This window comes from Thermoplasmata archaeon, from assembly GCA_015063285.1.
GTDB lineage: Archaea > Thermoplasmatota > Thermoplasmata > Methanomassiliicoccales > Methanomethylophilaceae > Methanoprimaticola.
In genome coordinates this window covers 139438-153113 of sequence record SUST01000002.1, presented here as the reverse complement: position 1 = coordinate 153113, position 13676 = coordinate 139438, and the positions used below count along the sequence as shown (strand labels likewise).

Annotated in this window: 9 protein-coding genes; 7 read left to right on the top strand and 2 right to left on the bottom strand. The window is 53.0% G+C overall.

All coding sequences use genetic code 11. From position 1 onward, the window contains the following. The first annotated feature begins 9 nt into the window (after window positions 1-9). The 4 genes from E7Z62_02135 to E7Z62_02120 all read left to right on the top strand — a co-directional run bounded on the left by E7Z62_02135 (window position 10) and on the right by E7Z62_02120 (window position 5992). Window positions 10-1668: a Na+/H+ antiporter NhaC family protein gene (locus tag E7Z62_02135; protein ID MBE6521916.1), complete on the top strand. Its 1659-nt coding sequence runs from the start codon at window positions 10-12 to the stop codon at window positions 1666-1668. A gap of 84 nt (window positions 1669-1752) precedes the next feature. After that, complete coding sequence (locus tag E7Z62_02130; protein ID MBE6521915.1) at window positions 1753-3111, top strand: MATE family efflux transporter; 1359 nt, start codon at window positions 1753-1755, stop codon at window positions 3109-3111. 44 nt (window positions 3112-3155) lie between these two features. Beyond that, window positions 3156-4529, top strand: a complete 1374-nt coding sequence (locus tag E7Z62_02125; GenBank protein ID MBE6521914.1) for a hypothetical protein — start codon at window positions 3156-3158, stop codon at window positions 4527-4529. Beyond that, window positions 4526-5992, top strand: a complete 1467-nt coding sequence (locus E7Z62_02120) for an MFS transporter (protein MBE6521913.1) — start codon at window positions 4526-4528, stop codon at window positions 5990-5992. Before E7Z62_02125 ends, E7Z62_02120 begins: the two co-directional genes overlap by 4 nt. 91 nt (window positions 5993-6083) lie before the next feature. On the opposite strand, the gene E7Z62_02115 is transcribed toward E7Z62_02120, so the two are convergent. Both E7Z62_02115 and E7Z62_02110 read right to left on the bottom strand, forming a co-directional pair. Beyond that, entirely contained in the window at window positions 6084-7190 is a 1107-nt protein-coding gene (locus E7Z62_02115; GenBank protein ID MBE6521912.1) for a GTP-binding protein, read from the bottom strand. Between the two features lie 31 nt (window positions 7191-7221). Beyond that, the gene (locus tag E7Z62_02110) at window positions 7222-9246 is read right to left on the bottom strand and encodes a hypothetical protein (protein ID MBE6521911.1); all 2025 of its coding nucleotides are present in this window, start codon (window positions 9244-9246) and stop codon (window positions 7222-7224) included. A gap of 66 nt (window positions 9247-9312) precedes the next feature. Here E7Z62_02110 and E7Z62_02105 point away from each other — a divergent pair, with 66 nt between their 5' ends. From E7Z62_02105 to E7Z62_02095, 3 genes are all read left to right on the top strand, one after another. After that, complete coding sequence (locus E7Z62_02105; protein ID MBE6521910.1) at window positions 9313-10425, top strand: zinc-ribbon domain-containing protein; 1113 nt, start codon at window positions 9313-9315, stop codon at window positions 10423-10425. A gap of 116 nt (window positions 10426-10541) precedes the next feature. Beyond that, window positions 10542-12569, top strand: a complete 2028-nt coding sequence (locus E7Z62_02100) for a DNA topoisomerase VI subunit B (protein MBE6521909.1) — start codon at window positions 10542-10544, stop codon at window positions 12567-12569. Then, complete coding sequence (locus E7Z62_02095; GenBank protein ID MBE6521908.1) at window positions 12562-13653, top strand: DNA topoisomerase IV subunit A; 1092 nt, start codon at window positions 12562-12564, stop codon at window positions 13651-13653. Before E7Z62_02100 ends, E7Z62_02095 begins: the two co-directional genes overlap by 8 nt. The last annotated feature ends 23 nt before the right edge of the window (window positions 13654-13676 follow it).

Genomic DNA, 13676 nt, shown 5'->3' with positions numbered 1-13676 from the left:
AGTATTGTTATGGTGGCTTCTACAAAAACGACAGCAATCACAGTAGTTGCCGTCCTGGCTGTAGTAATCGCACTTGTGGCCATTTTCCCACCGGAAATAGAGTCGATCTACATCGATGATGATCACAACGGCGATTCGTATATGCTATGGAGTCTGGCAGCACCTGTTATCGCTATAGGACTTGCATTGATTACAAGAAGAGTGTATACTGCCCTGTTCTGCGGAATAGTTGCAGGAGTGATCATCTATTCCCAGCTGGACATCGAAGTTGCATTCATGGCCCTTTTCACAGGAAACCTGGATGACAACATCCAAGGATTGGCCGCGACTCTCGGCAGTCTCGGAAACATAGGTATCTGTGCCTTCCTGATCATCCTCGGAGCATTCGTGTTCCTGATGAGGAGGGCTGGAGGAACTGCGGCTTTGGCCAACTGGTCCAGGGAGAAACTGAAGACCCGCGAGCAGTCGCAGCTGATGACCATGCTCTTCGGATGCATCATCTTCATTGATGATTACTTCAACTGCCTTACCGTCGGTACTGTGATGAAACCCGTTACCGATGAATACAACGTGTCTCGTGCCAAGCTCGCATACCTCATCGACGCGACAGCGGCACCCATCTGTATCATCGCACCCGTTTCCTCATGGGCCGCAGCCGTTTCAGGATACATCGCGGACAAGGGGGCTTTCGAGACCTTCGTCAGCACAATTCCCTACAACTTCTATGCGCTTCTGACCATCGTTTTCATCATCGTTATCGTCCTGCTGAAGTTCGACTACGGACCGATGAGAAAGTACGAGAAGAATGCGAAGGAGAGAGGAGACCTATTCTCTGACGGACGCGCGGACAGCATAGAGGATACCGATATCAGCGACCACAAGGGAACTGTCACGGACCTTGTCGTCCCAATCGTCATCCTTGTTGTGTTCTGTGTCCTCGGAATGCTCTTCACCGGATACCTGTACGGCGGTACTGACTTCTACAGCATGCTCAGCAACTGTGATGCTACCGTCGGACTCCCGCTCGGAGCATTCTTCGCATTCATGTTCACCCTTGCCTTCTACTACTACAGGAAGGTCATCGTATTCGATGATGTATGGGCATCCATACCTGAGGGATTCAAGGCCATGTTCCCTGCGATCATGATCCTTATCCTTGCTTGGACCCTGAAGGGAACCATTGACCTGATGGGAGCGGATCTGTTCGTCGCAGACCTGGTGCAGAGTTACGGATCCGGTGTCGAATTCATCATCCCGTTCATCGTGTTCGTCGTAGGTATGTTCTTGGCATTCGCTACCGGAACCTCATGGGGAACTTTCGGTATCCTGATCCCAATCTGTATGGCCCTGTTCCTCACCGACCCGACCATGATGGTCATCAGCATGTCCGCATGTATGGCGGGAGCCGTGTTCGGAGACCACTGCTCACCCATTTCCGATACCACCATCATGGCCAGTACCGGTGCTGAATGCGATCTGATCACACACGTGAACACTCAGTTCCCGTATGCTCTGACAGTGGCTGCCGTCTCTGCAGTCTGTTTCATCCTGGCTGGAGTGATGCAGAGTCCCTGGATCCCTCTTCTTGTCGGAATTGCACTGATTATCGGAGTGCTCCTAGTACTCAGGGTATTCATCAGGAGAAAGGAATACAGCGAATTAAGCTGATAAACCACAATAAAGCCGGGGCAAACCCCGGCACCTTTCGTTTTTCATGATATTGTTTATTAACCGCTCCCCGATGGAGAGACCATGACCGCGGAGGAGAGGGTATCGATACTCCTGGGGAACCCCAGGAAGGCAATCGTCACTTTAGCTATACCAATAGTCATATCTCTGCTGGTCTCGCAGATCAATGTCCTTGCCGACCGTGCTTGGTGCTCCGGGCTCGGTGATGATGCCATGTCCGCAATCGCTCTGGTCATGCCGGTCTATATGACCATAGTCGGACTCGGAAGCGGATTCGGAGTAGGGGTGTCGGCCGTGATCTCCAGGATGATTGGTGCGGACAACAAATCAAAGGCATCCAGCTCAGCGGTCCAGGCAGTGATTTTCACCATCGTGTTCGGAATAGTCATGACACCCATCCTCATATTCGGACAGGATGGACTTCTTTCTTTGATAGGCAAGGAGAACATCCTGCCGCTGGCCTGCGACTACATGCTCCCATACTCGATATTCACAATACTGATCGTCTACAACGGTGTGGTCGGGGGCATACTCAACGGCCAGGGCGCCACCCAGTATTCCATGATGCTCATGGCCGTCCAGGCAGTGGTCAACATTGTCCTGGATCCGATTCTCATCTACCTGTTGGACATGGGGCTTCAGGGTGCTGCGGTGGCCACAGTCATCGCTACAATAGCATCGGCCATCATCGGTACGCTTCTGATAATCGGAAAGAGGACCTATCTGCCTATCTCCAAACAGAATCTCCGTTACGACGGAGAATGCATGCGCATGCTGATGGTCGCAGGAATCCCACAGATGCTGGAGTACACAGTGATGTACTTCATGGACGCCGTCCTGAACTACATCGTGCTCATGGCGGCCGCAGGCTCCCATGCACTCACCGTGTATTCGGTCCCTGACAATCTGATGAACCTGATCGTGATTCCTGCTATAGCGATCGGATCCGCATTGGTCCCCGTGGCATCATCTGCATTGGGACAGAAGGACGCCAAGCGCATGAGGGAATCGTTCAGATTTGCATTTACAAGAGGTATCCTCATTGTGGTGATTCTTGCAGCGATAGTCGAGCTCTTCCCCGAACAGTTCCTCTACATCTTCTCGTATTCCGGCGAGATGCTGGACAACAGACCGGAGATGGTAGATATGCTCAGAGTGATGTGCCTTTACATCGGATTCTTCGCCTTCACTCCCCTGTGCTCGGGCTATATGCAGGCCATGGGTCACCCAAACCGCTCCCTGATAATTGCTCTCTGGAGGAACGCGGTCCTGATAACGTTCTTCTATATCGCCATCCAGCAGCCTGAGCTGACAGCCGTCGCATGGGCCCTGGTGTTCGGACACATAATCGGGGCGGCATCCATATTCCTGATGACTATGTTCACGGACAGACAGGTAACGAGAATGATTCTCAATCCTTGACCATCGTGACGCGCGTTATTATTAACGGGATTGTATTGCAACCTATGAATTATGAAAAGGCTGCCTTAGCAGTCTCGATTGTGGCGATCATGCTATTCTCCGGACTCCCGCTGACGGAGGCTGACGGAGATGGTGCAGGTAACGACCAGATATATGGTGCGACCACCGGGATCGACCTTAGCGAGATCGATGAGATCCTCAAACTCATCACGGGGAAGACCCTGAAGGAGCTTGTCGAGGATCTTGCGAAGACCATGGACTACGATGTCACCTTTGACCCGGAACTGGAATCGAAGTTCGCAATGACGAGGGACATCCATGATGAAGATGGACACAGGACCATCGTCGACAGGCTATCGGGATACTTCACCTTGTCCGTCGATCTGGTGGCGGAAGGAAAATTCCCGGCTGCAGGCACATATCTCATCAACGACGGGGAGAGTGCCGAGGATTTCCTCAAGAGAGTGTTCATCGACGGCAGCACTGAGGATCATAAGATCAGCAACGAGGTCGTTCTGGGAATGACCTTGGACCTGGCGCTAATGACTGATATCAACACAGAGACCGGAGAGATGGAGGACGCATACATCGCGTTCTTCCCCATGCTGTACACGGAACTTGACGGCGACATGAAGATTGCAGACCTCACGGACGATGACGATAACCTCGTCGGCATCACCATCGACTATGAGAAATATCATTCACTCAGCAACGTCTACGGAGACTTCCAGATTACACTGGACATCGACGACCTGAAGGTCCTGGGCGATGGTGAGTGGACATGCAACCCCATGATCACGGAGCATGTGGAGAGATCCGTCGTCTCGTCCGATCTCGTCAACGACCTTTGGCCCTTGATCAAAAAGGTCATCGGAGAAGGCGGAAAGATATCCAAGGCCATACCTGAGCTGATCCTGAACATCCTGACCTCTACGGACAGGAAACTGGATATCTTCGACACGATCAAATCCCTGACTGGAAAGACGGTCCATGACATCACATTCACAGGCGACGTCACTGTATCGAACGAAACCGATGAACTGGGAAACCCCTATGTATTGTTCAAGGTCAAGAGAAACGATACCACGGTCGACATCAGCTATCCTTTGGAAGGCTACTCGTTCGAAGCAGGGAAGATCATAGATCTGATCCCTGATAGCCTCATCTCCAAAGAGGCCAAGGGAATCATCAAGGCCGCACTGATCATCATCGGACTCGGACACGTAGAGATGCCCGACATCACCGATGATCAGAAGAAACAGGAAGAATGCAGTACGATTCAGAATGCGGTGAATGAAATCATTATCATGAACGAAGAATACGAAACGGACATCCCGCTCGTATTCATCGTCCTGGCCGTAATAATCGTGATAGCGGCATGCGCTGCCACTTTCCTCATGTGGAGGGGTAAGATATGAGCATGACCGTCGAAGCAAGGAACCGCGCAATCGGAATGTGGGGTCTGGCGATATGCATGCTCTGCATAGCTGCCGGATGGATGTTCATGAGGTTCGGAATATCATGGAGCGTCGCGGACCTCCCCGAATCCGACAACGTTGTGCGCTTAATCCCCGCATACATCATTTCGGAAGTGGCCGTCATCCCTCTGGGTGCTAAGCTCGCAGACCGCTGGGGAGTCAAACGTGTACTTCTCGTAGGTCCGATAATCTTCATACTGGGCTCCATTCTCTCCATTGTATCCGTCAACGTCGAGATGCTCATAGCGTTCAGATTCCTGCAGGGAATCGGCGGAGGAATCGTGCTGGGGCTCGGATTCACCGCAGTAGGAAGATACTATGGACCGGATGAAAGAGGTAAATGCCATGAGCTCATGACAGCGGCATTCGCCATCGGATCCCTTTTCGCATCCGCCGCAGGATACTTCCTTACAGATAACTTCAATTGGAGGGCTGGATTCATACTCCTCGCCGTGCTGATGCTCATCGGTACCCTGATGGCCTGGAGGCTTCTGCCTGAGGACAATGGATCAGAGACGCCTTTGGACAAAATCAACCTGCTACTTGTCACGATCCTGTTCGGATTGGCGGCTTACTACACACAGTCGGTAGACGTGGATTACAACCTTCTCAGCATCCCGTCATATGTCATGATAGCCGCCATCATCGCGGTCCTGATCATCACATTATGGCATTCCAAGAGGTCCGAGAACCCGGCCATCCCTGTCGGCATCAGCAGCTTCGAGAAGAAACTGATAGTCCTAATGTTCCTGTTCAGTGTGTGCGGACTCGGACTCATCCAGTATTACTTCAAGCTGTATCTGACCTACTTTAACTTTGATATCTACGAGGCAAGCTTCAACTTCGTTCTGCTCATCCTCGGTGCCGGAATACCCTCGCTGCTAGGCTGCAGGATGGTTACCAAGACCGGGGTGAAACCGTGGGTAACAACGGGAGCGATCTTCGTGGCCATCGCTTTGGTGATAACGCATTTCTTCGCCTCTGAGAGCGAATTCTGGTTCGGATTCTCCCTGTTCATGTTCGGATTCGGACTGGGAATGATCGTCACGGAGATCATCATCTCCTTGCAGCGCGTGATTCCCAAGAAGGATATGGGACAGCACACAGGAAACCTGATGGCGGTGCGTATGATCGGAATCATTGCAGGTAATGCGGTGGTCGGTTCGTACATAAACAGCGTCATCCGCGAGAACTACGTGCCCGGGATCATCGACATCTCCACAGCGGACCAGGTCCTGACCGAGATCGCGAAGCATATGTCCGACAACATCACGTACATGGCAGACTCGCTGAACGACGGTTTCATGTTCGTGGTGCTGATCATGGCCGCCATATCGGTAATACTGGCAGTCGTCGCATACTCCTTGAAGAAATACGATCTCGAGAACCGCTCCGAAGAGTGATGCATAAACCGGAGTCCGTCGAAAGACGGGCTCCGCCTTTACATTATTGAATCAAATTGACCTGTTTCAAAGACATCAAAAATAATAGAAATCAGGTCCTTTTCACGATGATGCACAGAATATCCTTGTCCATCACCTTGTGGTCCAATCCGACAGTCTGACCGGGGAACTTTGCGCTGTCCCCCCAGATCATGGCGTATCTGAAATTGTTCTTGAAATCCCTGTGGATCAGCTCACAGACATCTCCCACGGTGTTCCCGCGCTTGACGATGAGGGGAACATCCAGATCCGCTTCCTGACCCTGAGGCTTCAGATAGATGCGTATCATGTCGATGGTGTCATACATGGCCTGTTTCAGTTCCTCCATGCCGTATCCCGTTGCTGCAGATACAGGGACACAGCGGAACTGCTTGTGCATCTCAAGGACCTCCTCGAGCTGTCCGGGCTTGGCAAGATCGACCTTGTTGATCGCCATGATGGCCTTAATGTAAACCCTGTTGCCTGCCAGCACGTCCAGCATCTGCTCGACATCTATGTCCTCACGGACAACGACTGTAGCGTTGATGTGCCCGTAAGCCGCGGTCATGTCCTTGATGATCTCTGGCGTGATCTTGGTGAGCTTCACCGTCGGCTTGACAAGGATTCCTCCCTGATCCGAACGAGTGATGACCACGTCGGGCTTGGTCTGGTTGAGACGGATAGCTGCGTTGTACAGTTCTTTGAACAGTACATTCATGTTAGGATTGAAAATGTCGACCACCAAGAGGATGACGTCAGCTGACCTTGCGGCTGCGATTACCTCCCTTCCCCTACCCTTACCGCGGGAAGCATCCTTGATGAGTCCGGGCATATCGAGAATCTGAATCTTGGCATGGTTGTACACCATGACTCCGGGAACGACATCCAGAGTGGTGAAGTGGTATGCTCCGACCTCGGATTTGGCACCGGTGAGCTGATTGAGAAGAGTGGATTTTCCCACTGAGGGGAATCCCACCAATGCAACTGTGGCGTTACCTGCCTTCTTGACGTAGAATCCTTTGGTGTTCCCACCCTTGGACGCACGCCTCTTCTCCTCTTCCTCGTTGAGACGTGCGATCTTCGCCTTGAGTTTACCAATGTGACCTTCGGTAGCCTTGTTGTATTTGGTCTTGGAGATCTGCTCCTCCAACTCCTTGATCTGCTCCTCGATGGTCGCCATATGACATACGCTCTGATGGTAAACCCCTATTTCAAATTGACTTAGTCTTCATGTAGGCATCCAGATAGCGGTCGATGCCATGCTTGGACTTCATTATAGCATTGGAATTGGGCTTATACGCAGCATCCGGATCGAAGCAGAACGCCTCGAAGAGACCGTCTGCCAGCCCATCATAGGATTCCTTATCGGCGGCCCACTGGCCGGCCATATATCCGACCTTCTCCTCGCTAGAAGAACCTATACGGCCGTCGATACCTGCGATCATGTATGACAGAAGGTCGTGCATGGTCTTGGAGTATGTCGTTACATCGTCCTTCATTCCGGATTCGTCCTTCTTGATGCCGTTCATACCTTCATCCACGCGATCAAGGAGAACGAGGATTTCCTCGGAGACGGATTTAAGGTATCTCAGGCTGGTGTTGGAATGGATCTCATGATTGAGTGTCGGGTCGATCATCAGTGTAGCGGTCAGACCCTTCAGCGATGTGTCGTAATCCCCCTTTGCCATCCTGCGGATCAGGGCCATCGGTATGCCGCATTCCTTCGCAGGGGAGTTGTCAAGGGCCTCGTAGAATGTGGTGGCGAATATCGACACCATGTTCTGATCGGGATCGTTGATCTCCGTCAATGCTCTTCCCAGCTCCTCGACCGCTCCGTCGCGGAACTCCTTCCTGTCCTTTTCGGGGAGATGCTCGCAGGCCTGCGCCAGCAGCATTATGGCCTCGCACAGCTGCTGATCGAGGAGACATGATTCCGCCAATGCGAAAAATCCGTACCAATTGCCCTCCTCGAACTCCAGGATCCTCTCCCCCACGTTGTTGAGCATTCTCGGATCCCTGTCCTGGAATGCCTTCCTCCCTATCAAGATAAGCTCGGGCACATTCTCCGGAAGGCTGTCGATATCGTCAGTGACGATCCTGCTCTTGAAACCGCATTCGCAAGTCATCAGACCGTTCTCGTCGGCCTTGAGATACTTTCCGCAGTCCGGACATATCCTGTCATAGTCCAGATCGCCTGTTTCAACATCCGATGCGATTCCCTCGACCAGCGGTCTCTTGAAAGCCTCCTGATAGTCCTTGAGAGCCTTATCCCTCTTCTTCAGGATGCCCTTGTTGCGCTTGCCCGACATGATATAGCCGAGATGGAACTCGAAAGCGTTCTGGAGAAGGCCGAACACGTCCTCGTAATCGTTGACCCCCCAGTAGTCGCACAGCGTGAGCAACTCCTCGTCGGAATAAGTCGCTGCCATAGCGTCCTCTCCGTCCAGGAGCATCTGCACGAACTCGCTGAAACCGGGGCCCCATATCTTCACGATGTTGGGTGCCATGGACCCGTCCTGGGCCATGGTCTGCATCTGGGCGTCGATCGAATCGATAGATGACTTCGCATTGTTGAGAAGCGTCTGATGATCTACGACGTAGGTGTTGCCAGACATGTAATCCATGATGATCATCATGATCTCCTTGATCAGCGATGCACCCATGCCGGCCGATTCCAGAGAATCGGACAGGGTTCCGAGCCTGAGCATCAGATCGCACATGAAATCCATCTCGCACAGATGCTCGAAGCGTTCGAACAGGGTTCCGGTAAAGTCCACCAGGGTGGTGTCCTCCGTGCTCCAGTTCTTATCCTCCTTTGCCGCCTTCTCTATCGAATCCAGGACCGCATCCATCGCAAGCTCGTAGAACTCGTCGAAATCCTCTTCCTCGATGAACAGCGCCGCGAGTTTGAAATCATCGAAAGCGGAACCGATCTTGCCTTCCTGCAGGTCGGACCATCCCACGCAAAACCATGCATACCATGACGAGATGCCTGCATTGGCAACCTCCTCGGCCAGGGATGCCATCTTCTCCTGGTCCCTGTCGTTGTAGGCCTTCTCCAAGCGGCTGAGGTATTTCTCCGACAGCCTGTCCCTGTTGGTCTCTGCCTCGGAAATCTGTTCTGGTGTGAACTTCTGGTCCTTACCGCACACCACGCACTCGCCTTTCGAGAGCTCGGTGTTGAGCAGCATGAAGTTGGAACTGCAGAATGGACAGCCCGTCAATAGTATGGTCATGTCCATACGTAGGACAATCACCGTTTAAAGGTATCCTTATATCAACGCGCGCGATACCGTGGGCCAATGACAGAAAACGCAGAGTCCAAGGTCTCCTTGATCGAGGAGTTCAAAGGACTTACACAAAAACAATGGCTGGCCATTGCCGGAGGTTTCGCCGGTGCGGCTGTTCTGACATGCCTGAATCTGGCTTTGAGCTGCATCGGGTTCCTCGTCATAGCAGTCGTACTGTACATGGTCCCGCACATCACTGGTGTGGCATCTCCCAAGATCAAAGCGATCATAGGTGCTGTATTCATAGTGGCCATGCTTCTGATCGGTACATTCGCATACATGGGATCGGCCACGACCGTAGAGGTTAAGGTCACAGGAGGCGACAGCGACATCAAGGATGTCTACTACAACGTCTCGACCGGTGTCATGACCGTCGAATCATCAAGGTCCGATCTCGATCTGAAGGTAGAGACCTCCACCGTAACAATGATCGCCTACGGTACTGCGATCAACAGTTCCGCTTTTGTCTACGAGACTGGTATGACCTATAGCGACGGCAAGTATACGGCCACGCCGCAGGTCGTCCCCAATGACTATGTCGTTCTGTTTGTCGGAGTCTCCGATGACGGAGGAGAGACCTACAAACAGTTCTACAGATTCCAGTTCGACACGGGAGTATCCAGCGGAGACATGATGCAGAAGAACTTCATGGGAGCGGGATACACCATGCTCCTGGTCGGTCTGATGTACTTCGTCATGCTGATCTTCTCCGAGATCATGAGACGCAGCGCCAGGAAGGCACGCGACAAGATGGAGGCTGAGGGAAGGCTCTATCCTGAGGGATACAGCAAGTGCAAGGAGTGCGGAACCATGGTCCTGCCCGGTGAGATCACCTGCAGGAAGTGCGGTGCACCCATCGAGGTCCCCGAGGATGTCAAGGTGCTCCACAAGAAGGACTTCTTCGAGTGCTCCGAGTGCGGAACCGAGGTCCCCATCGATGCAAAGGTCTGCCCCAAGTGCGGAGCCAAGTTCGACGAGGGCGAGGAGACCGTCATCCAGCATGCTGACGGAACAGTCGATTCGTCCAGCGAGACCTTCGAGTGCTCCGAGTGCGGAAAAGAGGTCCCCGCCAACGCGAAGAGATGCCCCTACTGCGGTGCAGAATTCGACGAAGACGAGGAATGAAACTTCAAACCCCCTGGCAACAGGGGGCTTTTATCCCTTTTATAACCAATTCCGATCGAACCGCACGGCTATTATCGCGCAACCGTTAAAACCGAGAATAATCATGACTTCAGCGGATGCCCTCAGACAAAGACGTTAAAGATAAGCCCGCAGAAAAGAAGACTGCGACAGCACATAAGTTGGAATCGAAGCAGCAGGAGATCTCAGTCACCGAATTCTTCGAGAAGAACAAGCAGATCCTTGGTTTCGACTCAAGATCGAAATCCCTCCTCATGGGAATCAAGGAAGCTGTGGATAACTCACTGGACAACTGTGAGGAAGCCAACATCCTTCCGGAGATCACCGTCAGGATCGAAAGGCTCAATGATGAGGATTACAGAGTCTCCATCGAGGATAACGGAACAGGTATCACGCATAAGGCCATGCCGAACGTCTTCGGAAGGCTCCTCTACGGATCCAGATTCCACGCCCTCAGACAGTCCAGGGGACAGCAGGGAATAGGAATCTCCGCCACCATCATGTACGGTAACATCACCACAGGAAAGCCGGCACATGCCATGTCCAAGATAGAGGGCGAGGACGAGGTCGCATGGCAGATGGACATCTTCATCGACACGAAGACCAACAGACCTGTCATCACCAACGATAAGGCATTCACATGGGAAGGCAAGGAGCACGGAACCCGCATCGAGTACACCACCAAAGGAAGGTACATCACCGGAAAGCAGTCGATCTTCGAGTACCTGAAGGAGACTGCGATCGTCAACCCCCATGCCCAAATCACATTCTACGACCCTGATAACACCAAGACAGTGTTCGAGAGGGCAACGGACATCATGCCTCCGAGACCGAAGGAGATCAAGCCCCATCCGGAAGGGATGGAGATCGGAGACCTGATCAAATACGCCGGCAAGACTCAGCAAAAGACCCTGAAAGCGTTCATGAAGAGCGACTTCTCCAGGATCACCGACAGGCTGGCCAGCGAGATATTCGAGATCTCCGGAGTGGACGGAGGGAAAAAACCCGATAAGCTGACCAGAGAGGAGGCGATCGCAATCCTCGACGCCATCACGAAGGTCAAGATCATGGCCCCTCCGACGGATTGTCTCTCGCCCATCGGCGACACCCTGATCAAGAAGGGACTGATGCACGTCCTGGACGGTCTCAGGCCCGAATACTATGCGACACCCGTCACCCGTGCGCCCAAAGCGGTGAACGGAAACCCGTTCGTCGTAGAGGCCGGTATCGTCTACGGAGGAGACATCCCTGCGGACAGCCAGGTCCAGATATACAGGTTCGCCAACCGTGTACCTCTCCTGTTCAAGCAGGGGGACTGTGCGATCACGAAGGCCATCTCCGAGATGGACTGGAGAAGATACGGATTGGAACAGAGGGGAGGAAAGGGAATCCCGTACGGACCCGCCATCATCCTGGTCCATGTCGCATCCACGAAGGTCCCATTCACATCTGAAGGAAAAGAGGCTGTCGCATCGTTCCCGGAGCTTTCCAGCGAGATAGGGCTCGCACTGAGGCTGTGCGCCAGGAACCTCAAGAGCCACCTGAACAAGCAGGAGAGGAAGAACAAGACCCATGCCAAATTCGAGATCGTCCAGGAGATCCTCCCGGACATGGCAACGAAGGTCGCTACCCACCTCAACAAACCTGTGCCTGACCTCAGCAGGACCATCACGAAGATCATGAACGTTGTCTGGGTGGAGCCCGAGGTCAAGAAACAGAACAAGAAGCTCCGCACGATCACATACACCGTTTACAACTACACCACTCAGCCGCGCAGCATAAGGCTGCACGCACAGGTCCCGAAAGAGGCCGTCAACCTCTCCCTCTTCTCAGGAGATTACTTCCTGGACATGAACGATGAAGGAAAGGCGAACTGGGAGATCAAGGATCTCGCACCATCGACATCCACCAAGGTCTCGTTCGAGCTCACAGGAGAGATGGCGGACACCTTCGATGCGGACGACATTTACTTCTCCGGACTGAACCCCGTGATAGTCATGGGTGCGGAGATGCTCCCGGGAGACTGGGGAATAAAGGGACTGGACATAGTCCAGACATCGGAGGACGACCTTGTCCCCGAGGACGAAGAGGATACACAGGAGGCGGAAGACCTTGACGATGAATGACAGACAGAAGGTAGCGTTGGACAGTCTGACCGACGTCATATCGAACATCTACGATCAGCTCGACAGAGGAGACATCCCCTCTATGAACCTCCCCATGAGGTCCAAGAAGAACATCGAATTCGATTCCAGGCACAATGTCTGGACATACGGGGATCTCAAGACCGCACGTACCGCGAAGACAGTCCAGGGAGCGGTCTCCATGCTCAGGACCGCATACACCACCGATTTCATCAACGAGATGATCAGAGAAGGGAAATCGTCCACCTTAAGGGAGATGTACTACATCTCAGAAGGATGGCATAACGCCAAGTTCCACACACAGGATGAGAGCAACCTTCTGGCAGAAGACCTGGAGACGATCACTGGGTGCATGAGGGAGGACTTCAAACTCCGTCCCGAGGAATCCGGAGCGCACGTCTACGGAGACCTGAACTTCACGACGATCACCACCAAGGGAACATGGAAGACAAACAACTGTATCGACGATGTCCCCGAGACCGGATTCGCGGTCCCGTACAAGGTCGAGAACGACACCTTCCAGATTAAACCCGGGAACGTCAAGTTCATTATGGCAATCGAGACAGGAGGAATGTTCGCCCGTCTCATCGAGAACGGGTTCCCCGAACAGTACAACTGTGCACTGGTCCACCTCTCAGGACAGCCCGCGAGGTCCACCAGGCGTCTGATCAAGAGGCTCAACGAGGAGTTCAACCTCCCCGTCACCGTGTTCACCGACGGAGACCCATGGTCTTTCAGGATCTACGCATCGGTCGCATACGGAGCTATCAAGACCGCTCACATCTCTGAGTACCTTGCAACCCCGACGGCACAGTTCATAGGAATCACACCTTCCGATATTCTGAACTACGACCTGCCCACCGACAAGCTCTCGGACAAGGACATCGGCGCTCTGAACGCAGAGCTCTCGGACCCCAGGTTCGCGGACGAGTACTGGGTGAACGAGATCCAGGCCATGCTTCACATGGGGAAGAAGGCTGAACAGCAAGCTCTGGCCAAATACGGTCTGGAATACGCGACAGGCACCTATCTCCCTGAGAAGCTCACCGACATGGGTGTAATCTGATCATAAAACGGGGCGATAGCCCC